Here is a 25122-nt window from a genome sequence, read left to right as displayed (position 1 = left end):
TTACGGGTGTAACCCTATCGCAGATATGAACGAAGGGGAATAATCGCGCACAAGAACGCGCCTACCGCCTAGCGGCAATGGAACTGCAACGTTCCGCCCCCTCCTACGCGCGCGCAAGGCTGGCCTGCATTGCGGGGCCTTCCCCGGTGGCGCTAGCGGTTGAGACTGCGGTTCACTTGGGCCATGAGGTCTGTTGTGCGTTCGGGTCTTGCCTTCATGTAGACGTTCAGGATCGTTTGCACGTCCTCCTGGCCGAGTAGCGCGCCTATCTCCTTCAGGTGCGCACCCTGTTCCGCCAAGCGGGTAATGAGCCAGTTTCGCCCACAGTGCGGGTCTATCGCTGTTGTCACGCCCGCTTCTGTTTCTGCCTTGTTGAGCAGGCTTCGGAAGGTGGTATCCATGAGCGGCTGGCCTTTGCCGTTCGGGGTGTAGAGCGCTAGCGGCTTGTCGCTTACCTTGTTGCGGCTTGCCTTGTCCGCGTTGGGCGGCGCGAGCACGGGGACGGGTGTGGCCTTGGCTGGCAGGTGCTTTGCGTTGTGGTTGAGGAATAGCGGCACGTCGGTTGCCATGATCGGCACCGTTCGATAACCCGCCTTCGTCTTGGGCGGCTGTACCAGCATGTACGTCGGTTTACCGTCGGCGGCGGCGATGCGCTGCGCGTTCTGTTCAACCTGCACGGTGACTTTCGGCATGTATGGCACGGGTGTTGGTTCGACGACGACGTGGCGGGCTTCTATCGCTAGGGCTTCTCCAAGGCGTAGCCCGTGGCGGAGCACGAGGGAGGTTAGTGCCTTGTATCGCGCGGGCATTGCTTCGATAATCGCGGCAATCTCGGCATCGCTAGGCAGGTATTTCTCTGCGGTGGCCACGGGCTTTCCTGCTTCGGGAATGTCTACGGGGCTTATCGGGATCATCTTGCGGCGTACGGCTTCGGCGCACGCGGCTTTGAGACGTACGTACGCCTGGCGGTTAATCGTTCTGGCATCGGGGTAATTGCGTTGTAGAGCGTCCCACCAGCGGTACACGTCGGAGGTTTCCAGCTCGGCTAGGGGAATGTCTTTCAGCCGGGTTACGTCCTGGTCCCCGTCGCCGGGCGCGATTGGGTCGGTGATCCGTACCCGCGTAACCCTTCGGTAGTTCTGCGCGGTCGATGGTTTCAGCGGTTGTGCGCGTTGTTCCAGCATGTCGTGGTACTGGTCCAGCCACTCCCCCACGGTGACAGATGCGCGCTTCTTTTCGTCGCGGCGGGCTGCGGGTGGTTTCCATGCTTCTAAGTCGATTAGTCGCTTCTCGGCGGACAGCCAGCCTGCGGCATCTGTTCTGGAAGCGAACGAGTGCCCTGGCGTGTGGCGCTTGCCGTCGGGGCCTGTGTACTCGCAGTAGTACCTTTTGCCCTTCTTGGTTAGTTTGCCGAAGTCTCGCCTTGTTCTGCGGGCCATTGCATTCCCCTTACGTTCCCTTAGTGGGGTCAATTCGTGTCCGAATGTGGGTTAAGGGTCAAAAAGTGTGTCTGGCTCGGCGTGTCGCATGGGGGTTAGATTTGGCCTTTCTGGATGCCGATTGAGTGGGTGTAGTCGGTGTCGATAGCGTTGTCGTAGAGGGCTGGTCGTCCTGTTTCGTGGTCGGCTTGGTTCTCGTTTCGGGTCAGGGTGGATACTTTGGCGAGTTGGCCCTGGCCCCAGTCGGACTGCCTGGCGATTCGTACTGGATCGTCAGGCAGTTCCGTTTTGAGGTAGAGCCACCAATCCAGCATGCGGCGTTGTCGTTCACCGGATCTGCCCCGGTGGGTTCTGGCGAGCAGTTTGAGCTGGGCGTTGATGCCGCCCTCCAGGCTGTTGGTGGTGGATTTAATGCGGTGTTTCTCCAGCACACCTTCTGGTGGGGTGAGGTAGACAAACAGCATCTCGGACCGGAATGAATCGGCCTGAGTTTTTCGGAGACTACGGGTAAAAGCCTTACTGGGCTCTTCTGGTGGTGTTGAATTCCTCGTAGTCCTGCTCGTATTCGATCGGGGGAACGTCACCGATCGACGAGTGCAGACGTTGGTGATTGTACCAGTAGACCCACGAGGCCGTTTCCGTTTCTACCTCCTGGGCATCCCTCCACGTACGACGTGGATCGAAGCCGATCAGTTCGGTCTTGTAGAGCCCGATCGTTGATTCCATCATCGCGTTGTCCAAGGCGTCACCGGCCGAGCCGATCGAGCCCTGCAACCCGGCCTCGACAAGGGCATCGGTAAACGCCATAGAGGTGTACTGGGCAGGTTCAACCGGTGGTTGCAACACCGGCCTGTTTCAGGGATTGTAGTGCTTCACCGAAGACTTCGGCGGGGGTCTTCCAGCCGAGGGTCTTGCGGGGTCTGTTGTTGAGGGTGTGGGCCACCGCTTCGAGGTCGTCTGCGCTCCAGCGGGACAGGTCGGTGCCCTTGGGGAAGTACTGACGTAGCAGGCCGTTGGTGTTCTCGTTGGTGGGCCGTTGCCACGGGGAGTGCGGATCAGCGAAGAACACCTTGGTGCCAGTCTCAAGAGTGAACGCGGCATGTCCTGATAGTTCCTTGCCGCGGTCCCAGGTGATCGTCTTGCGTAACTGCTGGGGCAGGGTCGTGATCGCAGCGGCCAGAGCCGCGTTCATCGCGACTGCACCGTAGCCGCCCAGCGCGGGGCCGTTCTTGACCGGAGGGTGCTCGCCCCAGCCGTCGAGGCGGGGCAAGCGGACCAGGATCGTCGCGCGGCTGCGACGCTCGACCAAGGTCCCGATCGCAGAGCGGCCGGTCCCGATGACCAGGTCACCTTCCCAGTGTCCTGGAACAGCGCGATCAGCGGCTTCTGCGGGGCGTTGGCTGATCACGACCTCGGCGCCGACATGACCGCCGGGTTTGTTCCGGGAACGCTCACGGGGCTGTCGCAACGCCCTGCCCGTTCGCAGGCAAGCCACCAGCTCACGCTTCAGCGCGCCGCGGCCTTCGATGAACAACGCCTGGTAGATCGCCTCATGACTGATACGCATTGACTCATCATCAGGGAAATCCAGCTTCAAGCGGTGACTGATCTGCTCCGGGCTCCAACTGGTGGCCCACCGTCGATCTTGCCGACGAGGCTTGTTCAACCCCTTCCACGTCGGCGTGACCGGCCCTTCCACCGGCGTCCCGTCCGGGCCAGTGACCTTCCCAGAGAGTCTGTCCTGGACATAGTCGCGAAGCCGCAGGTTGGCCACCAGCTTCGCGGTCTTGGGTCGTTTCGCGGCCTCTTGGGCTTTCCATTGGGCCACCGTGGCGCGATACTCCAGCTTCCCGCTGCGGGTAGCAGCGTTGCGGCGCAACTCCCGACTGATCGTGCCCGGATCCCGCCCAAGGGTACGCGCGATCGACCGGACACCGCGTCCCTGAGCACGCAAGATCGCGATCTCCTCTCGCTCCTCGAAACTGAGATAACGACCAGTTGGCTCCGTCAACGTCAGCGGTGGCATACCGCCAGCGTGACGGAACCACCGTGATCCGACCGGCACCGACACCCCCACCGCCAGCGCTGCCTCCGCTGTCGTGACCCCGGCCGCGATCAGGCGCCAGAATTGTCGCTGCACCGCCCTCGATGGCTGCGGTCTGCCCGGAGAGCGCATTGCTGGCCGCAACGCCCGGTCCGCGCGCCACTGCCGCCGCATCCCCTCCGGGACCTCGCTGGTCTTCATGCTCCAGTCCTTGGTCGCCATCCTTGAACACCTTTCTCACCTCAAGGTGTTGCGACGACCAGTTGAATCCGCCCTGGGCTCCCGCGTCCGAGTGGTGGACGATGCCGGTGGCGGTGAAGTCCATCCTCGTGCGCCGACGGGAAAACAGGGCGTGCTCCAGGGCCATGAGCACCATCCGGGTGTCCATGACCGTGGTGACCACCCAGCCGAGGATCATTCGCGAATAGGCGTCGACAATGAAGGCGACGTAGCAGAAGCCCTCCCGGGTCCAGACGTAGGTGAAGTCCGCGATCCACCACTGATCCGGGTGCGACGGATACGCCCACCGCCGGTTGATCAGGTCCGGGTGCCGGCGGTGGGCCGGGGTGGCCACGGTGGTCTTCTTGCGGTGCATCCCTCGTGACACGCCTTTGATTCCGGTGATCTTCATCAGTCGTTCGACCTGGTCACGGCCAACAGTCATGCCGTCACGGATGGCGGACTTCCAGAGTTTGCGCCGGCCGTAGACCTTGCGGTTGGCCTCCCACAACCGGTAGATGCGGTGGGCGGCATAGGCCTCGTCGAGTTCAGCGTCCGAGGGGCCGAAGCCGCGGGCCTGATGGTCGTAAAAGGTGCTTGGGGCAATCGCGATGCCATGGGCAGTCAAGGTTTTGCAGATTGACTCGACCCCGAAGCGGTGGCGGTAGGTGCGGATGAACTCCACGATTACCGAAGTTTGCGGTCGAGCTCCGCCTGGGCGAAAAAAGCCGACGCCGTTTTCAAAATCTCATTGGCGCGTCGCAGCTTGGCCACTTCCTTGGCCTGCTCGTCGTAGGCGGCCTGGAGTTGCTGGTAGGACAGGGAACCGGGCTCAGGAGCTTCGGCCTGCTTTTCCTGTTTGCGGATCCAGTTGCGCAGGGTGGATTCCTTCACACCGAGAAGTTCACCGATCTCCCGGCGGGCGCCCGCCTTGGAGATGTCGCCTTCCTCGAGGCGCTCGAAGTACATGCGCACCGCGCGCTCCTGCGTGGCTGCGTCGTACTGACTGGGTCGTGCCATGCTGATCTTCCTCCTAGGGTAAAACCTAGTCTCCGACCAACCCAGGCCGCCTCAGAAGAGGTGGTTGAGGCTGTTGTAGGCCTTGCGCACGTTGGGGTGGGTCCACACGCGGGTCCATGCACCGGTTTTAAGGTCTTTGATCAAGGTTTTCTCGTCCATCCATGACCGGTAGATCGTGGAGAATTCGTGCAGTTGCGCACCCCATTGCGCTGCCTCGTCCAGGGTGGTGATCCGGGTTAGCTTCAGCGCAAGTCGATAGATGGTGCGTCCGGCATCGGTGCGTGGGTTGGTGGTGGTGTAGCGGCGTACAACGCGTTGGGCGTGGACGAGGCAGCGTTGAATTTTCGTAGTCGGCCAGCACTTCTTGATTGCGCTGTAGGCTCCCTGGCCGCCATCGATAACGGCGATAAGTGGGGCTTCGATGCGCTCGAGAAGTCGTTGGTAGTCGCGCGTGGTTTCGTGTTTACACCAGTGCCAGGCAATCACGTGGTCGATCGTCGCCGCGACGATCAGACAGCCGCCGGCGGTGTAGGTGCCGTCGAGGAAGATCTGGTCGTAGATCCTCTTGTCGTGGCCGGCGGTGGGGTCAGGCACATCAGCGAGCCAGCACCACTTGAAGCGCCGCTTCATTGTGGCGCGGCTGACGCCGTTTCGTTTGGCTAGGTCGTCCAGTGAGATTGCGGTGGTGCAATGCTCGATGAACTGGGTGAACACTGCCGCGTTGGTGATGTCGTTTCGACGTTTGACGCTGGAGGCGTGAAGTGCCCCGGGTTTTGTTCCTAGGCATTTGCCTTGATTTCCATTATTTCTCGACTGGGGTGGTGTTCCCAAAATTCGGCTTCGACTTCAGCCGGGGTGCGGTAGTCCAAGCTCTGGTGGAGCCGTGATTCGTTCCACCAGTTAACCCACTCGAACGTGGCGATTTCCACGTCGACCACGTCGGCCCACGAGCGCCTATGGATCAGTTCGTTCTTGTAGGAGCCGTTGACATTCTCAGCCAAAGCATTGTCGTAGGAATCACCAACAGTGCCGGTAGACGCAGTAATTCCGTGCTCAGCCAGGCGCTCGTTGTAGACGATGCTCACATATTGTGAGCCGTGGTCTGAATGGTGAATCAAGCCCGTTGTTTCCTTGGCGCACACGATCGCCTGATTGAGCGCCTGCAGCGGCAAGGCTTCGGTGCGCATCGAATCCGACAGCGCCCACCCGACAATCCTCCGGGAGAATACATCGGTCACGAACGCGGTGTACACGAACCCTTTCCTGGTGCGCACATAAGTAATGTCCGCCACCCACAGCCGATTAGGGCCAGGAGCCCTAAACTCACGATTTACCAAGTCTGGGCGAAGATCCGGGCCCTTGGGCTTACGCGTCGTGATTGGTGCTCTGCCTTTGCCCTTGCCGGACAGACCAGCGCTGCGCATCAGCCGGGCTGTTTGCTCGCGTCCAATGTCAATGCCCTGGCGTTGCAGCACGCGCCACATCTTCCGCACGCCGTAGACGCCGTAATTTTCAGCATGAACGTCGCGAATATGCTCCACGAGAGCAGCGTCGCGAAGACTGCGGGAGCTTAAGCCCCGGGCTTTAGACTGGCGGTACCCACGCGAAGTAAGGAAGCCGCCTTCACGGTGGATGTTTAACGTCTGGCAGATGAACTCGACTGAGAAACGATTCCGATACTCATCAATGAACCGGATCATTTCCGACGTTTCGGGTCGAGTTCCGACGCGAAAAAAGCCGAAGCGGCCTTCAACAACTCGTTGGTGTCCCGCAGCTCTTGATTTTCTCGACGCAGCTTGGCGACCTCTGCCACAAGGTCCTCAGGCAACCGTTCAGTAACGCGTCCCTCACGTCGAGCGGCCTGCGTCCATTGCCTCGCTGTGTGCCACGAAACGCCCAGTTTGGGTGCCACGATCTTGCATGCTTCCTGCGTCGAAATATTCTCCGCCAGAATGCGATCTTCTACCAAGCGGACGACTCGGTCCTTCGCCTCCTGATCAAACTTCTTCGGCATGTTCGAAGATTTTCCCATCTACTCAAACGGAACAAAACCTGGGGCACTTCAGCGCCGCATTGTTTGCAGCGCCACCTGGTGGTGCCTTTGCTGGTGGTGCCGTTGCGTTTCATCACTGCGCCGCAGTGGCAGCGTGGTTGGTTCTTTGACATTGCGACACCACACCACGTCGCGCATAGCACATCACGGCTGCCACACCGTGGATGTCCCGGCCTGAGGCCGGATATATGCTTCCGGAGCATATACTTTCCTGAAACCTACAGGTCAACCACCGAAAATCGGCGATTCCGGACACACTTTTTGACCCTTAACCCCCGAATGTGACCGCTTGGGGCAAGAGGGTATCACCGTTCCAACCAGGGTAAATACGGAAAAACCGCTGGTCTTTGCTGACCAGCGGTTTTGTTCCCTGTGGAGCATAGGAGAATCGAACTCCTGACATCCTGCTTGCAAAGCAGGTGCTCTACCAACTGAGCTAATGCCCCTTTTTTGTTCCTGTGGGCCTAGCAAGAATCGAACTTGCGACCTCATCGTTATCAGCGATGCGCTCTAACCGACTGAGCTATAGGCCCTGGGAACGAGTTAGAACATTACCCAACCGGTATCGCGAACAACAAATCGCCTGCTTATCGACGCTCTTGCCACCGTTTCCCCGTTACTTTTGGCGCCACGCTGGGTTGAGCGTCGATAAGCGAGCTAGCGGTTAGTCAGTGTGACCGTGATCCCGCCGGTGAGGTTGGCGATCGCGTTGTAGATCACCGCCGCCAGCGGCGCGAGCACCGCGGCGACCACGACGCCGACTAGCCCGAACAGGGCGGCGGTGGAGAGCGCGAGCGCCGCATCCACGACGGGCTCACCGCCGACGCCCGCGATCAGCGAGTTCACCGATTCGACAACGCCCGTTTGAGCGAGGAAGAAGTAGACCAGCGCCACGCCGATCATCCAGGCGACAAACCCCGCCAGCGCCATGAGAGACGCGACCTTGAACGCCGAGGCGGGGTTGATGTGGGACACGGTCAATTTTCGCGCGGCCATGGATTACTCCTCATCTTCGTAATCGTGAGTCGGGCCGACGGGGTCCGTCTCCACACTGTTGACGTTGACCGGGGCGCCGCTGGAGGTCACTTCCTGGGCCTCGGCGAGGGTCTTTTCACCCTTTGCCACGGCGGTCGCTTCCTCTTCGCCCTCGTCTTCGACGTTCTTGTCGATGGCGAGGAGCTCAACGTCTTCACCCAGGTCCACGAGGCGCACGCCCATCGTGGCGCGCGAGCTCGGGCGGATCTGGGCGACCTCGGTGCGGATCACACCGCCGGCGGAGGTGATGGCGAAGATCTGGTCTTCCTCCTCCACGGCCAGCGCGCCGATCAGCTTGCCGCGCTTCGGGGTGTACTTGAACGTCATCACGCCCAAGCCGCCGCGACCCTGGGTGGCGTACTCACCGATCGCGGTGCGCTTTCCGTAGCCGCCGGAGGTGGCCACGAGCAGGAAGTCGTTGTCGTGCACGACCGTCATGGCGAGCAGCTGGTCGTCGCCGCGGAAGCGCATGCCCTTGACACCGGCGGTGGCGCGGCCCATCGGGCGCAGCTGCTCGTCGTCGGCGGTGAAGCGGATCGCCTGGCCCTGCTCCGAGACGAGCAGGACGTCGTCCTCGTCCGACGCCAGCGCAGCGCCGATGAGCTGGTCGCCCTCGTTGAGGTTGATCGCAATCAGTCCTGCGGAGCGTGCGGACTCGTAGTCGGTCAGGCGCGACTTCTTCACGCGACCTTCGCGGGTGGCCAGCACCAGGTAGGGAGCGTCTTCGTAGGAGTGAATCTGGATCACCTGGGCGATGCGCTCCTCCGGCTGGAACTCCAGCAGGTTAGCCACGTGTTGGCCGCGCGCGGTGCGCCCCGCCTCCGGCAGTTCATAGGCCTTGAGGCGGTAGACGCGGCCGAAGTTGGTGAAGAAGAGGATCCAGTCGTGGGTGGAGCAGATGAAGAAGTTCTTCACCACATCGTCCTGCTTCAGCTCGGCGCCGCGCACGCCCTTGCCTCCGCGCTTCTGCGCCTTGTACGCGTCGACCTTGGTGCGCTTGGCGTAGCCGGTGGAGGTGATCGTGACCACGACGTTCTCGCGGGCGATCAGGTCTTCCTCGGAGACGTCGCCGGTGGCGGCGATAAGGCGGGTGCGGCGGTCGTCGCCGTAGCGTTCGACAATCTCGGCGAGTTCGTCGCCCACGATTGCGCGCTGGCGTTCGGGGCTGGCCAGGATGTCCTTCAGGTCGGCAATCTGGCGTTCGATCTCGGCGAGGTCGTCGACAATTTTCTGGCGCTCGAGCGCGGCGAGGCGGCGCAGCTGCATGGAGAGGATTTCGTTGGCCTGGATCTCGTCGACGTCGAGAAGCTCAATCAGGCCCGTGCGCGCCTCGTCGACAGTCGGCGAGCGGCGGATCAGGGCGATGACCTCGTCGAGCATGTCGAGTGCCTTGACCAGGCCGCGCAGGATGTGGGCGCGCTTTTCGGCCTCGTCGAGGCGGTACTGGGTGCGCCTGACGATGACTTCGATCTGGTGCTTGACGTAGTAGCGCAGCATCTGGTCGAGGCGCAGCGTGCGCGGCACGCCATCGACGATGGAGAGCATGTTCGCGGAGAAGTTCGTCTCCAGCTGCGAGTGCTTGTACAGGTTGTTGAGCACCACGCGCGGCACGGCGTCGCGCTTCAGCGAGACAACGATGCGCATGCCCACGCGGTCGGAGGACTCGTCGTCGATACGCGAAGCGCCCGGCAGCTTGCCGTTGGCGATGTGGTCAGCAATGTTCGCGATGAAGTTGTCCGGGTTGACCTGGTACGGCAGCTCCGTGATCACGATGACCTGGCGCGAGCCGATCTCCTCGATCTCGGTGACCCCACGCATGCGGATCGAGCCGCGGCCGGTGGTGTAGGCGTCCTTGATCCCGGTGTCGCCGACGATGAGGCCGGAGGTGGGGAAATCGGGGCCCTTGACGCGCTCCATCACGGCCTCGAGGGTGGTCTTCTCGTCCGCGGTGTGGTTGTCCAGTATCCAATAGATGGCCTCCGCCAGCTCGCGCAGGTTATGCGGCGGGATGTTGGTGGCCATGCCGACGGCGATGCCACCGGAGCCGTTCATCAGCAGGTTAGGCACGCGGGAGGGCAAGATGTCCGGCTCTTTGGTCTTGCCGTCGTAGTTCGGCGAGAAGTCGACCGTGTTTTCGCGGATGTCGCGAACCATCTCCATGGCCAGCGGCGTCATCTTGCACTCGGTGTAGCGCATCGCGGCGGGTCCGTCGTTGCCCGGGGAGCCGAAGTTGCCCTGGCCGTCGATCAGCGGGTAGCGCATCGACCACGGCTGGGCCATGCGCACGAGGGTGTCGTAGATCGCGGAGTCGCCATGCGGGTGAAGGTTAGCCATCGTCTCACCGACGGGCTTTGCGGACTTCACATACGAGCGCTCGGGCCGGTAGCCGCTGTCGTACATGGTGTAGATCACGCGCCGGTGCACGGGCTTCATACCGTCGCGCACGTCGGGCAGGGCGCGCCCGACGATGACGCTCATGGCGTAGTCGATGTAGCTCGTCTGCATCTCGTCATTGATGTCAATGGGTTGGATGCGGTCGTAGCCGTCACCAGTGAGGGTGTCGTCGCTCAAAGGCTTACCTTTCTCTTTGGTTACTCGGGGCATTCTACCGCGTTGTGCGGGCTTTCGGCGCCGGCGTGCGGTATCAAAGTGGTATGGCTATGACACTTAGACTCACCACAGACGAGGATCACGCGCTGGTTCTCCTCGCCTCCGCGTGGGGTTGCTCGAAGCAGGAGGCGGCGCGGCGGTCGGTGGTCACCGCCGCTGCGCGCTTGCTTGACGACGCCCACGTCACCGCCCTCGCACGCACCCATTCGGCGGCCTACGCCGCGACCGAGGCGCGGATCCGGCAGGCACGCGGCGATGAGACCCCTTAGCCCGGAGCAGCTCCTCGCCATTGCCGACGAGTACTGCGTGGTGGCGGGCATGCGCGTGCGGTCGTTTTCTGCCCTGTGCGCTGCGGCCGCGGTACCGGGCGCGCGGGTGCACGGGGTGCCGGTTTTTGATTCGGCACCCGCCGCCGCAGAGGCCCTTCGCGCCACGATCTCGCGCTTGCACCCCCTGACCGGGTCTAACGACGGCTTCGCCGAGGTTGCCTACCGGGTCTACTTGGACTGGGTGGAACAACACTAAGGAGTAGCGCTGGCGCCGCCGCGTTACGCATGTTAATTTTGTTACTGTTGTGGCTGCAGTTGCTTGTGTGATTTCCGCTGGGCGCTGTGGCGGAAGAGCTGCAACCTGCACGCGACGCCCCCTTCATCCAAGGGGGCGTCGTGCTTGTCACCCCATGCTTCACAGAAAGCAGGGAACTATGAGGGGCCTTATGATTTGCTCGGGAACTAATCCACCCCCACAGCGTCTAACGGAAATCGTCATGAACATCCGCAACGCCATCACCGCCGTATCCGCCTCCGCCCTCCTCGTCGCCGCGACGCCGGCTGTCGCCAACGCGCAGATCGTCGCACCCGCACCGTCTTCGAACGTCGCAATCCCCGTCTACGTGACCGACTTCGTCTCCGGCTTCTCCCCCGTGTCCCGCGAGGAGACCGAGCAGGCCCTGAAGATCCTCGCCGGCACCGCGATCTACGGCGGCAAGGGGCTTACCGCCGCTTCCTCCGTGTATCAGCTGGTCACCTCGAGCAACCCCGTTGGCGCAGCCAGCTCGCTGATCCGCCGTGCGGTCTAGCGCCTCGCCCCGGCACCCGGTTTGTGGGTTCTGGGGTTTTTGCGAACGTTTGTTCTAGTAGTTGCGGGGCGGTGCCGTACCCGTGTTCTACTGTAAAGGCATCTCACGAAAGGAGGTGCCATGAGAACCAAGCTTTCCCTGCTTATCGACGCCATTGCCCACGCCACCGACACCCTCTCCGCCACATTCTCGACCCCCGAAAATCTCACCTTCGCCGCCGTCCACGCCGACATGGAGCGACTGAACACCGCTCTGGTAAAGCTCGCGCTCATCGATGCCTCCTTTGCGTTCATCGCCGAGCGCGACGGTGCAGGATCTACCGTGGGCGCGAACCACGCCACCCAATACCTCACCGACGTCCTCGGACTTTCCCGCAGCGAAGCCATGGATCGACTGCACCGCGGCAGGCGCCTCTTCGGCCCGCCCGAGATGCCCGAGCCGCCGAGCGAGCCCGCCCCGGATCCAGAGCAGGAAGAGAAGCGGGCGCGTGAGGAGGAGCATCGAAAAGCAGAAGCCGCGAAAGCCCGAGCCGAGGCCCGCCGCAACGCTGCGCGCGTCAACGCCGAGAAGCAGAAGATCATCGCTTACGGCCTGCGCAACCTCAACGAGCACGCCAACCCGGGCTTCGACGAGCTGCATAACAAAGCGCTCGCCGAGGCAAAGAAGCGTACCCCGGAAGACCTTCGCACCTGGCTGCGCGACGAGGTTCGCCGCGCCAACCGAGCCGGGCGCGACTACGACGGCCAGATCGACCCCTTCGCCGCCTGGAAGAAGCGCTCGGTCGCCTTTGGGCACCCCGACAGCGACGGGCTGACCCGCCTCATAGTGAGCGGGCCAGCAGCCGAGCTCGCGCTGCTCAAGGCGCTGATCCAGCCCGGTTACGCGCCCGGCACCAACACCTACGCCCCCGCATCCGAGGACACCCGCACGCGCGCCCAGCGCGGTTTTGACCAGCTCATGGCCATCGCGCGGGCGTACGAGAGCGGCAAGACGAAAAGCGGTGCCGGGGTGTGCTCGATCGTGCTCTCCCTGACCCTCGACGACCTGCTCGGCGCCAACCACTCCACGACCTTCCCCACCAACACCGGCACCGACTTCACCGCCCTCGACGCCATCCGCCTCGGACTCGGCGGCACCGACTTCCTCCTCCAGCTCGACGACGTCACCGGGCTTCCCCTCTCCATGGGGTCGACTCGGCTGGCAGCGGTACACCAAAAGCTCGCCCTGCTCGCAATCCAGGGAGTATGCGCGTGGGCCGGCTGCACCAAGGCCGCCATGGAGATGGAGGCGCACCATATCCTGGCGTACAAAGACGGCGGTTTGGACCGATATTGCAAACCTCGCCGGGCTCTGTCGAGAACACCACCGATGTAATAACGATGCCCGAAACGGGGCGGGAAATAAGGGATACGTGGACCTCAACCCCGAAACCGGGCGGATTGAGCACCACCCCGCCGACGGATCACCGCCACGCACCAATGAAACGCATGGGTACCACAACTGTGCCGCCGCCAAGATCCGCCGCCGCGCCCACAAACGCCCCACCACCAGGGTAAATCCTGCCCAGCCGACCCTGTTTCCGCTGTAGTTTGACGCAACCCGTCTAAGCTCATTCAAATGAGCGATCTGAGAAAACTCCTCGACGACACGACCCGACCGACCGTGGTCAACGAACTCACCGACCTGGCCAACCGCACCATCGACTCCCAGTCCGGCCTGACCGGAATGGCGATCAAGTCTGCCGCCGCGGGCATCAAGAAGGCGAACGCCGATGCGATCTCCAAGGGCGTCGACCGCGCCCTGCCCTCCATCATCGAATCGCTCACCCCCTACTGGAACGACTACACCCCGGAGAACTCAGCCGGGTTTGGCAACTACCTCGCCTCGCGCGAAGAGGAGATCACCCGCGACGTTCTCTCTCTCGGCGACCGCTTCGCCCAGCAGGGCCCCGCGGCGGCGCAGAAGGTGTACTCCAGCCTGCGTGGCAAGGCCGGCAAGATCATCGCTCCCGCTCTGCCCGAGTTCGGCGATATCATCGAGCGCCACGCCAAGTAGCGCTTAGGCGAAGTTCTCCTCGTAGAACCGGATGAACCGCCGGCCCACGATCTCGGGCTCGCGCGCCCAACGATTGTGCCCGAGGTCGCCCTGAAGCTCCTCGACCTTGGGGTGAGCCGTCGGGATGTGCTCGGCCAACGCCTCGGCAGACGCAATGGTGCAGTCCTCGTCGTTATTGAACCGGGTGTAGAGCACCGGCGCGGTGACATTGAGCAGCGCGCTCGTGTAGTCGTTGCCGTCGATGTGGTCGACCAAGTTGGTGCGCGACAGCCTCGCCCACTCCCCCACGTGCTTGCCCGACTGACGCCCGTAGCCGGCGATGTCGAGCCGACCGTCCGGCCAGTACCCCAACACGCGCGACACCGCGGCCATGAACCTCGCGCCAATAAAGAGGCGGCGCTTGGTCGCCGGGTTGAAGGTCTTGTAGTACGGGCTGCCCGTACCCACGCCCATCAGACCTAAAACGTTGAGCTCCTGTGCCACACTATTGGCGAAGAACAGGGTTCCAATCTGCCCACCCATCGAGTGGGTCAAGAAAATCACCGGGTGGTCGTGGGGCAGGCCGAGGCTGTCTTTTGCCGCCGTGATTGTCAGCGGGTAATCCTCCGTCGCCATGGTGTGGTAGCTCCACGATTGGCTCCGGCTCGCAACCGCAGTGCTCGTTCCCTGCCCGCGAAGCTCACCGACAGCAGCGGGAAAACCCCTCTCCGCCAGCCACTCCGCGATGGGGCGGTAGTAACGCGCGCCCATTCCGAACCCTGGCCAGATAACCACGAGAGGCTTTCCGCTGTTCGGCGCCGGGTACAGCGCAACGGTGCTCGTCGAGTTGTCGGGAAGGGTGATATCTACGTTGTTTGCCATGGCAAAAGTGTAGACAACGCTGCCCTGTCTGCGCCGATCGGCCAGCAGGATCCACACCCGCGTGACGACGCTTAGACGTCGAGGAAGCGCACGTCTTTCGCCTTGCGGGTGATAAACGACCGGCGCGCGGCGACGTCGTCGCCCATGAGAATGGAAAACAGCTCGTCGGCGTGCTGCGCGTCCTCGACGTCGACACGCCGCAGGATGCGGTACTCCGGGTCGAGCGTGGTTTCCCACAGCTCGCTCGGGTTCATCTCGCCCAGGCCCTTGTAGCGCTGGATGCCGTCATCGGTGTTGATCTTGCGACCGGCCTCGCGGCCCTCGGCAAGCTGCGCGTCGCGCTCGCGGTCGGAGAACGCGTACCCGGGCTCGCCCTTCGCCCACTTCAGCTTGTACAACGGCGGGTTAGCCAGGTAGACGTGGCCCTGCTCGATGAGCTCGGGCATGAAGCGGAACAGCAGCGTTAGCAGCAGGGTGGCGATGTGCTGGCCGTCAACGTCGGCGTCGGCCATGAGCACGATCTTGTGGTAGCGCAGGCGCGAGATGTCGAACTCGTCGTGGATGCCGGTGCCGAGCGCGGTGATGATGGCCTGGACCTCGGCGTTTTTCAGCACGCGGTCCATGCGGGCCTTTTCCACGTTGAGGATCTTGCCGCGCAGCGGCAGGATTGCCTGGTACATCGAGTCGCGGCCCTGCTTCGCGGAACCGCCTGCGGAGTCGCCCTCCACGATGAACAGCTCAGAAGCCTTCGGATCCTTCGAGCGGCAGTCGGCGAGCTTGCCGGGCAGCCCGCCCATGTCGCCGGCGGACTTGCGGCGCACGAGGTCGCGAGCCTTGCGGGCGGCCTGGCGCGCCTGGGAAGACGACACGGCCTTGTTGATGATCACCTTCGCTTCGGCCGGGTTCGCGTCGAACCAGTCGGAGAGGTGCTCGTTGACGGCGCGCTGCACGAAGCCCTTGATCTCGGTGTTGCCGAGCTTGGTCTTGGTCTGGCCCTCAAACTGCGGGTCGCCGACGCGCACGGACACGATCGCGGCCAACCCCTCGCGGCAGTCCTCGCCGGTCAGGTTCGGTTCCTTCTCGCGCAGCAGCTTGTGCTCGCGGGCGTAGCGGTTCATGATCGAAGTCAGCGCGGCGCGGAAGCCCTCCTCGTGCGTGCCGCCCTCGTGGGTATTAATCGTGTTGGCGAAGGTGTGGACGGACTCCTTGAAGCCGTTGTTCCACTGCATCGCCACCTCCGCCTCGTGGTCAGTGCCCTTGGCCTCGAACCCGATCACGGAGGGGTGGATCGGGGTCTTCGACTTGTTGAGGTAGTCGACGTAGTCCATCAACCCGTTCGGGTAGTGGTAGGTGACCTTCTTCTCGCGCTTCTTCTGCACGGCCGGGGCGACCTCGTCGCTGCCGGATTCCTCGACAACGGTGTCGTCAAAAGAATCGCCGTCGACAAGCGCTGCGGTGTCGCCTTCCTCGACGATCGCCTCAAGCTCGAGCTCTTCCTCGGTGACACGCTCGTCCTTTAGCGTGATCGTCAGGCCCTTGTTCAGAAACGCCATTTCCTGCAGGCGACGCGAGATGGTGTCGTAATCGAACTCGACGGTCTCGAAAATCTCAGCGTCAGGCCAGAAGCGAATGGTGGTGCCGGTGCCACGGGCGTTGCCGCCCTCCTCGAGCTCGTCGGGGACTGCACCGTTGAAGTTTTGGTACCAGTGCTTGCCGTCGCGCTTGATGTCGGCCTCGACGCGGGTGGACAGCGCGTTGACCACGGAGATGCCGACGCCGTGCAGGCCGCCGGAGACGGCGTAGGACTCGGAGTCGAACTTGCCGCCGGCGTGGAGCTGGGTCATCACGACCTGGACGGTGGGCGCGCCGGAGGGGTGCATCTCCACCGGAATGCCGCGGCCGTTGTCGACGACCTGGATGCCGCCGTCGGCAAGCAAGGTAACGTCGACGCGGTCGGCGTAACCAGCCATGGCTTCGTCGACGGAGTTGTCCACCACTTCCCAAACAAGGTGGTGGAGGCCGCGTGCGCCGGTGGAGCCGATGTACATTCCGGGGCGCTTGCGTACAGCTTCAAGCCCCTCGAGAATGGTGATCGATGACGCATCATAGTGCGGTTCGTTGGTAGCCACGATGTGGGAGTCTCCTGTCGCGCTAAGGGGGTTTTAACCCGTCCAATCCTACACCCTGTAGGGGTAATTGCCCGCACCAGCCAATCCTGCGAGAGGGCGTTTCACGCGCGAATTTCGGGGTGCGCCCCTTTTACCCGTACGTGTCGCGCGGACCGCGGCCCTTGACGTGCAGCGGTCCCTTGCGCCAACTTTTGGTTTTCGGCGGGTAGACGTGCAGCTTCGTAATCACCCCGGGCCCGATCTTGTCCGCAATCGCAGACAGCACCGTGGCCTGCATGTACTTCAGCTCCGTCGCCCAGGCCGTCTGGTCGCAGCTGATGAACACCTCGCCATCTTTGATCATTTGCACTTCGGTGTGCTGGGCGATCTTCTCGCCGACGAGGCCCGCCCAGTTGCCCATCACCCAGCCGAACGCCATCTTCTCCGTCCAGGCGCGCTTTTTGATCTCCGTGCGAACCAGCGAGCCGAACCCCTTGACCGGTACACCGCGCGGCAGCGCCCGGCCGTCCGGCCCGGTGGGCCTTCCCGGTCCTGACCAGGTTTTCCGCTCGGCGTCGTCCAGTTTCAGGCCCGGCACGCGTATGGACGCCCCCTCCACGCCGTCACTCAACGACACCACGCGCGCCCGCCGCGGAACCTCCGACCGACCCTGGCGCCGCAGGTCAGGAACACTGCCGCCCCGCTGCCGAGCCGCGGCGCGCAGGGTTTCAAAGGTGGAGCTCACGAGGTCAGCCATCGCTGGCCTCCAGTGTTGAGACCCCGTCATTCATGGTGACAAGGTAGCGGGCCGACACCGCGTCGGCGAGGTTGTCGGGCAAATCGTCACCCACCGCCGCGGTGATCAACACCTGCTCGGCGCTTTGCGCCACGGCGACGAGGCGCTGGCGGCGAAGCGCATCCAGCTCGGCGAACACGTCGTCGAGGATAAGCACGGGGTGCGAGCCCTCGGAGGCGAGCAGCGCGTACTCGGCCAGGTGCAGCGAAAGCGCGTAGGACCAGGTCTCGCCGTGGCTGGCGTAACCCTTGGCCGGGGTGTCTCCGAGCATGAGCACCATGTCGTCGCGGTGCGGGCCAACAAGCGTGGTGGCGCGCTCGATTTCCTCCCTGCGCCGCCGCGCGAGTTCGGTGAGCATCGCGGCCTCGATAACGCCCGGCTCGCGGCTGGGCTCGCCGGAAAGAGCGCGCACCGCGTCGTCGACGGTAGAGGAATAGGACACGGATGCGGGGCGCGATTCGGGCGCGACCGCCGCGTAGGACTCGGCGATGTGCGGGGTGAGGACGTCGAGAAGCTCAAGCCTGCCCGCGGTGACTTCCGCGCCGAGCCGCGCGAGCTGGAGATCCCACACGTCCAGGGTGGCCAGGGCGCTCGCGCCGGTGTCGTCGCTGTAGCCGCGGCGCAGCTCGTGAGAGGAGCTGCGCAGCAAGGCGTTGCGCTGTCGCAGCACCTTGTCGTAATCCGCCTTCGCCCCGCCGAGGCGCGGGGCGCGCGATGCCGCGAGCTCGTCGAGGAACCGGCGCCGCTCCGCAGGCTCGCCCGCTACCAGCTTGAGGTCTTCGGGCGAAAACATCACGGTGCGCAACACACCGAGCACCTCTCGCGCCGATTTCAGCCTGGTGCGGTTGATTTGGGCCTGGTTGGCTCCGTTGACCTTGATCAACAGGTGGGTTGTCAGCTCCCGGCCGTCGTTGACGGTGGTGACGGACACGCGGGCATCCCCGCACCCGGAGCGGATTAGCGGGGCGTCCGTTGACACCCGATGGCTGCCGAGCGTGCTGGTGTAGTGCAGCGCCTCAACGATATTCGTTTTGCCGTGGCCGTTGCGCCCAGAAAACACCGTCGCCCCCGGCTCAAGGGTGAGGGTGAGTTCAGGCCAGGAGCGAAAGTCGCGCAGGTCGAGATCGCGTACGTACACGGGCCTAACCCGGCAGGCGCACGGGCATCAGCAGGTAGGTGAAGTCCGTCGACGGGGTCGGGAACGTACCGTCGGCCTCTGCCTCCGGAAGCTCCTCGGGCTCCGGGATCATGATCGCCGGGCGCGAGGCCTCGGTAAATCCGAAGACGACCCGGTTGGTGCCGATCACGGCCAGGCCGTCCTTGAGGTAACCGGAGTTAAATGCGATGAGCAGCTCGTCGGCGCCGGAGAACGCGGCGTCGACAGTTTCGCTCGCCTCGCCCGAATCCGCGCCGGAGGCATGCAGGGTGACCTCGCCGTGGCGGAAGTGCATGCGCACCTGCGCGTTGCGGTCCGCGACTAGGCTGACGCGGCGGATCGCCTCGACGAGCGGGGCGATTTCAACGCTCGCCATCGACGTGTGGGTCTTCGGCAGCAGCGGCTGGATGTTTGGGAAGTCAGCATCGAGCATGCGGGTTGTGGTTTCCCGGTTGCCGGAGTGCAGGCCGAAAAGGCCATCGCCTCCGACGTTGCCAGCGGCGCCGACCGCGATCTCGACGGGTTCTTCAACGTGGGTGTCCAAGGTGCGGGCGTTGTCCAACAGGGTTTTCGCCGGAACCAGCAGCTTCGCTTCAACATCGTCGGAGGCGGGCTCCCACTGGAGGCGTCGAATAGCGAGGCGGAAGCGGTCGGTCGCCGTGAGCTGCACGGCGTTGCCCGTGATTTCCATGTGCACGCCGGTGAGCATGGGCAGGGTGTCGTCGCGTCCGGCCGCCGAGGCCACCTGGGTGACCGCCCCGACAAATGCCGACGGGGAGATCCGGCCTGTGACCTCGGGAAGCGTCGGCAGCTGCGGGTAGTCGTCGAGAGGCATCAGCGGCAGCTCGAAGCGGGCGGAGCCGCCCTGGAGCAGCATCTTCGAGCCGTCGGTGGAGACCTCCATCGGCTTGGCCGGCATGTTGGCGACAATGTCAGCCATGAGCTTGCCCGCGACAGCCACGCGTCCGGGCTGGGACACCTCGGCGCCGATGCGGACGCGGGAGGAAACTTCGTAGTCGAATCCGGCGAATTTCAATCCTGAATCGTCGGCGGTGATCACCACGGCGCGCAGCACCGGCTGCGTGTTCTTCGTCGGCAAGCTGCGCGCGACCCAGGCCACGGCGTCGGAGAGATCTTCCTTTTGGACGCGAAATGACACATTCGTGCTGGCGTTGCCAGCGGTGGCGTCCATCGAATTGTCATCCATGGCAGCACTCCTTAGCGCGTTGGCCCCCGAATTACATGTAACTTCGCTCTACCTTAGGCGGGCACCCATTCTTTGTCATTAAAACCCTGGTCTTAGAAACTCCGTCCACGATGCGCTGTCCACATCCCCATTTCTCCCTAGTAATTACAAAAGGAAATGTTTGGTAGTAGCAGTAAGTTCTGTGCACTCTGTGGATCGGGGCCCGTCCGCGCCGGTCGTGGCGGGAAAACGGGTTGTGCCAATCGCTGTGGAGAAGATGTGGACAACAAGCGGTCCTTGTGGATAACCTTTCGGGCGGGCAAAGCATCCACACGTTTGCACCCGTTGCACACTGGGATTTCACACGTTTTCGGGGGTTATCCACATGGCCTAACTTCTGGTGACCTGGCTCACGTGTGTCTAATATCACGAAGTTACATCGGTGAAATTACACAGCTGTGAGAAAGTCTGTGGACAAACCCCGGCTCACGTTCCTAGCGCGTGCGCGCCTGGTTCTTGATCATTTGGGTCAGCACCTGGATCTCGTCGTACGTGCCGCGGTTTTCGGTCATTTCCTTGCGAATCTTGCGGTCGGCGTACATCACGGTCGTGTGGTCCTTGCCGCCGAACTCGTCGCCAATCTTGGGCAGGGAGAGATCGGTCAGCTCCCGGCAGAGGTACATCGCGAGCTGGCGCGCGTGCGCGACCTGCCTGGTCTTGCCGGCGCCGGTGAGCTGGTCCAGCGTTATATCAAAGTACTCAGCGGCTGCGTCCTTGATCGCCGCCGCGCTGATTGTCACTTCGCCGCCGTTGGGCAGCAGGTCGCGCAGCGCGACCTGGGCGACCTCGAGCGTAATTGGCTCGTTGATCAGCGAGGAGTAGGCGGAAACCCTGATCAGGGCGCCTTCGAGCTCGCGGATGGAGGACTCGAATTGCGAGGCGATGAGCTCGAGCACGGCGTGGTCGACGTGGGTGCCGTCGGCGGCGGCCTTCTTCAGCAAAATTGCAATTCGGGTCTCTAGGTCCGGCGGCTGCACGTCGGTGATCAGCCCGCCCTCGAAGCGGGTGCGCAGCCTGTCCTCAAGCGTGGTCAGCTGCCGCGGCGGGCGATCGGACGACAAAATGATCTGCTTGTTCTGCTGGTGCAGGGCATTAAACGTGTGGAAAAACTCCTCCTGCGTTCCTTCCTTGCCCTCCAAAAACTGGATGTCGTCGACCATCAGGATGTCCAGGTTCCGGTAGCGGCGCTTAAACGATTCCTGGCGGTCGTCGCGCACCGAGTTGATGTAGTCGTTGGTGAATTCCTCCGACGACACGTAGCTGATACGCAGGTTCGGTTGCAGCAGCTTGGCGTAGTTTCCCGCGGCGTGCAACAGGTGCGTCTTGCCCAGCCCGGATCCGCCCCAGATGAACAGCGGGTTGTAGGCGCGCGCGGGGTTTTCCGCGACCGCGACCGCGGCGCCGTTGGCAAACCGGTTCGACGAGCCGATGACGAAGTTTTCGAAGGTGTACTTCGGGTTCAGGCTCGCCTCGCGGTCCGGGTTGTGCGCGGGCGTTTCTCGCGGGAGTCGCTGCGGCACCGTGGGGTGAGCGCTTGCTTGTCGAGGCCCCCCTGACGCGCCCTTGCCCTCCGCCTGCTGCTGGGAGTGCAGACGCGCTAGCTCGTCGAGGCCCATGGGGATTTGCTCCCCGACCGCCGCCGGGGTGGAGTCCTCGGTAAACGCGGGTGGCCGGCTCGAGGTGGAAAACCAGTCCGGCACGGACGTCTGCTCCGGCTTGTCATCGAGCGGGCGCGGCTGCTCGCTGGGGACCTCCGCGGGCGCGGGCTGCTGGATGGACACGGCCAGGGTGCACGTCGTGTTGAGCTTTCGGGACAACAGCGCGGTGATGTGGGTGCCCAAGGAGTTTTCTATCACGGCTTTCGCGGTGGGGTGCGGTGCGGCGAGGATGACGTAGCCGTCGACAAGCATGACGGGCGTGACCAGTTGCAAGTAGGCGCGTTGCTGGTGCGTGAGCGTGGGAACGTTCGAGTTGGGGCGCTCGGAGAGTGTGAGAAGCTCCGAGACGATGTCGCTCCAGAGCGCTGCGAGTTGCTGGTCTGCCACGGTTGCCTTTGGTTCCTTGTTGCCGATGTCGTGTTGCGCCTGTGGAGCGTGCCGGCGGAGTCTTCCACACCCCCGGAACGCCTGTGGGGCGCCCACTACCTTATGTTCCACAACTTTATCCACACCTGTGGATAGTTCCCCAACCGGGTTCTATCCACAGGTGTGGAGCGGAGCTGTGGATAGAATGCGAGCATAAAATATGCCCTTTCACATGGGGTTTAATACGCCCAAAGCGAAAAGTCTCAACTGGTTGTTAAGACTTATCCACAGTCGCTATGTGTATAGCTGTGAGTTTGCTTGTCTAGGGAACCATTGTTACCCCGTCGACGCGCTGCGTGTCCAAACTTTCGCGAACCCTGTTTCTGTGGATAACGATAATTAGACACATGTCGATAACGCTCTGCCATCTGCCCCGCAGGATGCGTCGGCGATTCGCGCCGTGAACTGCGCAAAAACACAGTTGTGTAATTTCGGGGGCACCCGTTAAACGCCCGCGAAACCGCGCCGCGCGGCGATTTGTACCTACCCCGAAAAGTCACGTAGTCTGGCATGGTCTGTCACATTGGTTTCACACCGATGTGCTTGAGAGCACCACCCGAGCAGTGCACCGGGCCACCACGAAAATCGTGGTGAGTCAGCGCGGGTGGGGCACGCGATAACGACTCCGCCTTTTAACGCGAAGCCACTGCCGCATCTCAGCTACACCATTCTCGCCGGGACGGCCTCTGCCCCGGGAGGTTGTGCAGTCCCGGCACCGGGGAAGCGCCGCCGCTGGCCGTCGCACCTAACTCAAGGAGTTTTCCGTGTCTAAGCGGACTTTCCAGCCGAATAACCGCCGCCGCGCTCGTAAGCACGGCTTCCGCGCCCGCATGCGCACCCGCGCCGGCCGCGCCATCGTTTCCGCGCGCCGCCGCAAGGGCCGCTCCAACCTCACGGCGTAACAGCGCCCCGCACACCACCACGCCCGTGCTCCCGAAAGCGCACAAGCTGGCATCGCCGGCGCAGTTTCGCCGCACGATGGCAGCGCGCACCCGAGCAGGCTCGCGCACCTTGGTGGTGCACGTCGCAGCCCGAACCGAACTCGCCTTCTCCGGCGGGCCCCGGTTCGGGCTGATCGTGTCTAAGGCGGTAGGCAACGCTGTTACCCGCCACAGTGTCTCTCGTAAGTTGCGGCACGTGGTTGCGGCGGGCGTCGATACGCTCGCGCGCGATACCGACGTTGTCGTGCGCGCCCTGCCGCCCGCGGCGGCCGCGTCGAGCGCCGAGCTGGCCCGCGACTACGAGCAGGCGCTGGCGGCCGCGCTAAAGAAGCTTCGCGCCAAGGGGAAGTAAGTGGCCTACTACAACTTCCTCGGCGGGGAGATTCCCCAGGCCCCGTCCGCGCCGGCCAAAGCGCTGGTGAAAGTGGTGCGCCTTTACCAAAAATACGTCTCGCCCCTTAAGATGGGGGGAACCTGCCGCTTCGTGCCTGTGTGCAGCGCTTACGCGCTGGAAGCAGTTTCCCGCCACGGGGCAGTGAAGGGAAGCCTGATGGCTGGCGCCCGCGTGTGCAAGTGCGGGCCGTGGCACCCAGGTGGATATGACCCCGTGCCGGGCAGCGTCGAGCCGGCCGAACCCGCGACAAGCTAGGAGTTACGTCCTCAAGTGCTGAATTTCGTTTACTGGCCAATCTCAGCGGTGCTGTGGTTCTGGCACAAAATCTTCGGTTTTATCTTTTCGCCTGACTCCGGCATCGCCTGGATCCTGTCGATCATCTTCCTCACCTTCACCATCCGCGTGCTGCTGGTCAAGCCGATGGTCAACCAGATGCGCTCCATGCGTCGCATGCAAGAAATGCAGCCCAAGCTGCAGGAACTGCGCGCCAAGTATAAAGGCGACCAGCAGAAGATGGCGCAGGAGACCCAGAAGCTCTACAAGGAGATGGGCACCAACCCGCTGGCCTCCTGCATCGTCCCGCTCGTGCAGATGCCGGTGTTCATCGGCCTGTTCCACGTGCTGCGCTCCTTTAACCGAACGGGCACCGGCCCCGGCCAGCTCGGGATGAGCGTCGAGCAAAACCGCAACACGGCGAACTATATCTTTTCCCCGGAAGACGTCCGCTCCTTCCTCGACGCCGACTTCTTCGGTGTGCCGCTCTCGGCGTACATGTCTATGCCGGCCGACGCGTTCTCGGCGTTCACGGGCTTGGACTTCACCCGCCTCGACATCATCATGGTCTGTATGCCGCTGGTGATCATCTCGGCAGTGTTTACGCACCTCAACGCCCGGCTGTCCATTGAGCGCCAGAACGAGCGCCGGCTGTCCGGCAAGGTCGCCGCCCCCGTCGGTGAGCAGGCGGAGATGATGCAGCAGCAGATGCAGATCATGAACAAAATGATGCTCTGGGTCTTCCCGATCATGATCTTGGCCTCCGGCTTCCTCTGGCACGTGGGCCTTCTGTTCTACATGCTGGCCAACAACGTGTGGACCTTCTTCCAGACCCGCATCGTGTTCGACAAAATGGATAAGGAGGAGGCGATCGAGGAGCAGGCCAAGCGCGACGCCAAGCGCGCCTCCGCTCCCCAGGTTGCCGCCCGCAAGGTGGACAAGCGCACCAAGAAGCAGCGCAAGAACGAAAGCTAGATCGCCTCTTACTAAACCGCCGCCCGTTGGGACGGCGGTTTAGTGCATGTCGGGGCCGTTTACTAGAGTCGGTAACATGTCGCAGCCCAACCCAGATCCCACCGCGCAGGCCGTTTTCGGCGATCGCCTCCCGATCGCGAAGGCCTACCACGAGTCGTTGGCCACCGTCGCCGCCGCGCGCGGCTTCATCGGGCCGAAGGAGGTCGACCGCCTGTGGTCGCGCCACCTGCTCAACTGCGCGGTGATCTCGGAGGCGTTCGATGAGGGCCTGGACGTCGCCGACATCGGCTCCGGCGCGGGCCTGCCCGGCATCCCGCTCGCGATCGCCCGCCCGGACCTCAGCGTCACACTCATTGAGCCGCTGCTAAAGCGCTCGACCTACCTTACCGAGGTCGTCGACGAGCTCGGCCTGAGCAACGTCACCGTGGTGCGCGGCCGCGCGGAGGAGCAGAGCAGCTCGCTTTTCGATGTCGTCACCTCGCGCGCCGTCGCTCCCTTGGGCAAGCTGGCTGGCTGGTCGCTTCCCCTGGTCAAACCGGGTGGGGCGATGATCGCGATGAAGGGCGAATCCGTGGCGGAAGAGCTCGAGCGCGACGCCGAGGAGATCCGGCGCGCCAAGGGCGGCAAGGCCGAGATTTTCACGGTTGGCGATGGTTTGCTCGAGCAACCCACAACGCTGATCAGGATCCCGCGCACGCGCTAGAGTTGGCAGGGATATGAACCGGGAAGGCGCGG

Annotated in this window: 22 protein-coding genes, 2 tRNA genes, 4 pseudogenes and 1 other annotated feature; of the genes and pseudogenes, 10 read left to right on the top strand and 18 right to left on the bottom strand. The window is 63.2% G+C overall.

The window, feature by feature from the left end:
* Nucleotides 1-152: 152 nt before the first annotated feature.
* From RIU96_RS02240 to gyrA, 12 genes and pseudogenes are all read right to left on the bottom strand, one after another.
* Entirely contained in the window at nucleotides 153-1439 is a 1287-nt protein-coding gene (locus tag RIU96_RS02240; RefSeq protein ID WP_006839051.1) for a tyrosine-type recombinase/integrase, read from the bottom strand.
* A gap of 95 nt (nucleotides 1440-1534) precedes the next feature.
* Nucleotides 1535-1912: pseudogene (locus RIU96_RS02235) on the bottom strand (IS256 family transposase); the annotation flags it as partial.
* Nucleotides 1913-1955: 43 nt separating this feature from the next.
* Nucleotides 1956-2261, bottom strand: a pseudogene (locus RIU96_RS02230) (transposase); the annotation flags it as partial.
* A 4-nt stretch (nucleotides 2262-2265) separates the two neighbouring features.
* Nucleotides 2266-3684: an IS30 family transposase gene (locus tag RIU96_RS02225; RefSeq protein ID WP_136653470.1), complete on the bottom strand. Its 1419-nt coding sequence runs from the start codon at nucleotides 3682-3684 to the stop codon at nucleotides 2266-2268.
* A gap of 85 nt (nucleotides 3685-3769) precedes the next feature.
* A pseudogene (locus RIU96_RS02220) lies at nucleotides 3770-4387 on the bottom strand (DDE-type integrase/transposase/recombinase); the annotation flags it as partial.
* Nucleotides 4301-4432, bottom strand: a sequence feature (AL1L pseudoknot). Its footprint overlaps the pseudogene before it by 87 nt.
* A complete protein-coding gene (locus tag RIU96_RS02215) occupies nucleotides 4390-4722 on the bottom strand; it encodes a transposase (protein WP_006841315.1) in 333 nt (110 codons plus the stop codon). (Overlaps the previous feature by 43 nt.)
* Before the next feature lie 54 nt (nucleotides 4723-4776).
* A pseudogene (locus tag RIU96_RS02210) lies at nucleotides 4777-5478 on the bottom strand (IS1249 family transposase); the annotation flags it as partial.
* Between the two features lie 23 nt (nucleotides 5479-5501).
* A protein-coding gene (locus RIU96_RS02205) for an IS3 family transposase (protein ID WP_144741768.1) occupies nucleotides 5502-6736 on the bottom strand; the annotation gives its coding sequence in 2 pieces (ribosomal slippage) (nucleotides 5502-6448 and nucleotides 6448-6736; 1236 coding nt in all).
* A 412-nt stretch (nucleotides 6737-7148) separates the two neighbouring features.
* Nucleotides 7149-7221, bottom strand: a tRNA-Ala gene (locus tag RIU96_RS02200).
* 13 nt (nucleotides 7222-7234) lie between these two features.
* Nucleotides 7235-7308: transfer RNA gene (locus RIU96_RS02195), tRNA-Ile, on the bottom strand.
* A gap of 124 nt (nucleotides 7309-7432) precedes the next feature.
* Nucleotides 7433-7771: a DUF3566 domain-containing protein gene (locus RIU96_RS02190; RefSeq protein ID WP_006839050.1), complete on the bottom strand. Its 339-nt coding sequence runs from the start codon at nucleotides 7769-7771 to the stop codon at nucleotides 7433-7435.
* 3 nt (nucleotides 7772-7774) lie between these two features.
* Complete coding sequence (gene gyrA, locus RIU96_RS02185) at nucleotides 7775-10414, bottom strand: DNA gyrase subunit A (protein ID WP_375543137.1); 2640 nt, start codon at nucleotides 10412-10414, stop codon at nucleotides 7775-7777.
* Between the two features lie 56 nt (nucleotides 10415-10470).
* Here gyrA and RIU96_RS02180 point away from each other — a divergent pair, with 56 nt between their 5' ends.
* From RIU96_RS02180 to RIU96_RS02160, 5 genes are all read left to right on the top strand, one after another.
* Complete coding sequence (locus RIU96_RS02180) at nucleotides 10471-10689, top strand: CopG family transcriptional regulator (RefSeq protein ID WP_374058470.1); 219 nt, start codon at nucleotides 10471-10473, stop codon at nucleotides 10687-10689.
* On the top strand, nucleotides 10676-10945 hold the full coding sequence (locus RIU96_RS02175) for a TetR family transcriptional regulator (protein ID WP_136652506.1): 270 nt from the start codon (nucleotides 10676-10678) through the stop codon (nucleotides 10943-10945). The genes RIU96_RS02180 and RIU96_RS02175 overlap by 14 nt, the downstream gene beginning before the upstream one ends.
* A gap of 241 nt (nucleotides 10946-11186) precedes the next feature.
* Nucleotides 11187-11498 carry a hypothetical protein gene (locus RIU96_RS02170; protein ID WP_136652507.1) on the top strand — a complete coding sequence of 104 codons (312 nt, stop codon included), beginning with the start codon at nucleotides 11187-11189 and terminating at the stop codon, nucleotides 11496-11498.
* A gap of 120 nt (nucleotides 11499-11618) precedes the next feature.
* Complete coding sequence (locus RIU96_RS02165) at nucleotides 11619-12872, top strand: DUF222 domain-containing protein (protein ID WP_311205083.1); 1254 nt, start codon at nucleotides 11619-11621, stop codon at nucleotides 12870-12872.
* Between the two features lie 243 nt (nucleotides 12873-13115).
* The gene (locus tag RIU96_RS02160; protein ID WP_136652509.1) at nucleotides 13116-13553 is read left to right on the top strand and encodes a DUF6918 family protein; all 438 of its coding nucleotides are present in this window, start codon (nucleotides 13116-13118) and stop codon (nucleotides 13551-13553) included.
* A 3-nt stretch (nucleotides 13554-13556) separates the two neighbouring features.
* On the opposite strand, the gene RIU96_RS02155 is transcribed toward RIU96_RS02160, so the two are convergent.
* From RIU96_RS02155 to dnaA, 6 genes are all read right to left on the bottom strand, one after another.
* Nucleotides 13557-14414 (bottom strand): alpha/beta fold hydrolase, encoded by an 858-nt coding sequence (locus tag RIU96_RS02155; RefSeq protein ID WP_136652523.1) that lies wholly within the window; start codon nucleotides 14412-14414, stop codon nucleotides 13557-13559.
* Between the two features lie 71 nt (nucleotides 14415-14485).
* Nucleotides 14486-16543, bottom strand: a complete 2058-nt coding sequence (gene gyrB / locus RIU96_RS02150; protein ID WP_136652510.1) for a DNA topoisomerase (ATP-hydrolyzing) subunit B — start codon at nucleotides 16541-16543, stop codon at nucleotides 14486-14488.
* A 130-nt stretch (nucleotides 16544-16673) separates the two neighbouring features.
* Nucleotides 16674-17279: a DciA family protein gene (locus tag RIU96_RS02145; protein WP_136652511.1), complete on the bottom strand. Its 606-nt coding sequence runs from the start codon at nucleotides 17277-17279 to the stop codon at nucleotides 16674-16676.
* The gene (gene recF / locus RIU96_RS02140) at nucleotides 17272-18456 is read right to left on the bottom strand and encodes a DNA replication/repair protein RecF (RefSeq protein ID WP_136652512.1); all 1185 of its coding nucleotides are present in this window, start codon (nucleotides 18454-18456) and stop codon (nucleotides 17272-17274) included. The genes RIU96_RS02145 and recF overlap by 8 nt, the downstream gene beginning before the upstream one ends.
* Nucleotides 18457-18460: 4 nt before the next feature.
* Nucleotides 18461-19681, bottom strand: coding sequence for a DNA polymerase III subunit beta (gene dnaN / locus RIU96_RS02135; RefSeq protein ID WP_144740972.1), 1221 nt, complete (start codon nucleotides 19679-19681; stop codon nucleotides 18461-18463).
* 473 nt (nucleotides 19682-20154) lie between these two features.
* Nucleotides 20155-21765, bottom strand: coding sequence for a chromosomal replication initiator protein DnaA (gene dnaA, locus RIU96_RS02130; RefSeq protein ID WP_144780046.1), 1611 nt, complete (start codon nucleotides 21763-21765; stop codon nucleotides 20155-20157).
* An 803-nt stretch (nucleotides 21766-22568) separates the two neighbouring features.
* Between dnaA and rpmH the strand changes: the two genes are divergently transcribed.
* The 5 genes from rpmH to rsmG all read left to right on the top strand — a co-directional run bounded on the left by rpmH (nucleotide 22569) and on the right by rsmG (nucleotide 25090).
* Nucleotides 22569-22706, top strand: coding sequence for a 50S ribosomal protein L34 (rpmH, locus tag RIU96_RS02125; protein WP_136652515.1), 138 nt, complete (start codon nucleotides 22569-22571; stop codon nucleotides 22704-22706).
* A 25-nt stretch (nucleotides 22707-22731) separates the two neighbouring features.
* Nucleotides 22732-23097 (top strand): ribonuclease P protein component, encoded by a 366-nt coding sequence (gene rnpA, locus RIU96_RS02120; RefSeq protein ID WP_136652516.1) that lies wholly within the window; start codon nucleotides 22732-22734, stop codon nucleotides 23095-23097.
* The gene (yidD, locus tag RIU96_RS02115; protein ID WP_211346248.1) at nucleotides 23098-23394 is read left to right on the top strand and encodes a membrane protein insertion efficiency factor YidD; all 297 of its coding nucleotides are present in this window, start codon (nucleotides 23098-23100) and stop codon (nucleotides 23392-23394) included. It begins immediately after the preceding gene.
* A gap of 15 nt (nucleotides 23395-23409) precedes the next feature.
* Nucleotides 23410-24387, top strand: coding sequence for a membrane protein insertase YidC (gene yidC, locus RIU96_RS02110; protein ID WP_144317631.1), 978 nt, complete (start codon nucleotides 23410-23412; stop codon nucleotides 24385-24387).
* A gap of 76 nt (nucleotides 24388-24463) precedes the next feature.
* Complete coding sequence (rsmG, locus tag RIU96_RS02105; RefSeq protein ID WP_144317632.1) at nucleotides 24464-25090, top strand: 16S rRNA (guanine(527)-N(7))-methyltransferase RsmG; 627 nt, start codon at nucleotides 24464-24466, stop codon at nucleotides 25088-25090.
* The last annotated feature ends 32 nt before the right edge of the window (nucleotides 25091-25122 follow it).

The organism is Corynebacterium sp. Z-1 (assembly GCF_031844665.1).
In the GTDB taxonomy this organism is placed as follows: domain Bacteria; phylum Actinomycetota; class Actinomycetes; order Mycobacteriales; family Mycobacteriaceae; genus Corynebacterium; species Corynebacterium sanguinis.
The sequence above is the reverse complement of the archived record's forward strand: the minus strand, read 5'-3'. Positions and strand labels throughout refer to the sequence as shown.

Excerpts from the sequence above, each read along its gene's own strand:
- RIU96_RS02240 (WP_006839051.1), bottom strand. The coding sequence starts at position 1,439 with ATGGCCCGCAGAACAAGGCGAGACTTCGGCAAACTAACCAAGAAGGGC.
- RIU96_RS02225 (WP_136653470.1), bottom strand. The coding sequence starts at position 3,684 with ATGAAGACCAGCGAGGTCCCGGAGGGGATGCGGCGGCAGTGGCGCGCG.
- RIU96_RS02215 (WP_006841315.1), bottom strand. The coding sequence starts at position 4,722 with ATGGCACGACCCAGTCAGTACGACGCAGCCACGCAGGAGCGCGCGGTG.
- RIU96_RS02190 (WP_006839050.1), bottom strand. The coding sequence starts at position 7,771 with ATGGCCGCGCGAAAATTGACCGTGTCCCACATCAACCCCGCCTCGGCG.
- gyrA (WP_375543137.1), bottom strand. The coding sequence starts at position 10,414 with ATGCCCCGAGTAACCAAAGAGAAAGGTAAGCCTTTGAGCGACGACACC.
- RIU96_RS02180 (WP_374058470.1), top strand. The coding sequence starts at position 10,471 with ATGACACTTAGACTCACCACAGACGAGGATCACGCGCTGGTTCTCCTC.
- RIU96_RS02175 (WP_136652506.1), top strand. The coding sequence starts at position 10,676 with ATGAGACCCCTTAGCCCGGAGCAGCTCCTCGCCATTGCCGACGAGTAC.
- RIU96_RS02170 (WP_136652507.1), top strand. The coding sequence starts at position 11,187 with ATGAACATCCGCAACGCCATCACCGCCGTATCCGCCTCCGCCCTCCTC.
- RIU96_RS02165 (WP_311205083.1), top strand. The coding sequence starts at position 11,619 with ATGAGAACCAAGCTTTCCCTGCTTATCGACGCCATTGCCCACGCCACC.
- RIU96_RS02160 (WP_136652509.1), top strand. The coding sequence starts at position 13,116 with ATGAGCGATCTGAGAAAACTCCTCGACGACACGACCCGACCGACCGTG.
- RIU96_RS02155 (WP_136652523.1), bottom strand. The coding sequence starts at position 14,414 with ATGGCAAACAACGTAGATATCACCCTTCCCGACAACTCGACGAGCACC.
- RIU96_RS02145 (WP_136652511.1), bottom strand. The coding sequence starts at position 17,279 with ATGGCTGACCTCGTGAGCTCCACCTTTGAAACCCTGCGCGCCGCGGCT.
- dnaN (WP_144740972.1), bottom strand. The coding sequence starts at position 19,681 with ATGGATGACAATTCGATGGACGCCACCGCTGGCAACGCCAGCACGAAT.
- rsmG (WP_144317632.1), top strand. The coding sequence starts at position 24,464 with ATGTCGCAGCCCAACCCAGATCCCACCGCGCAGGCCGTTTTCGGCGAT.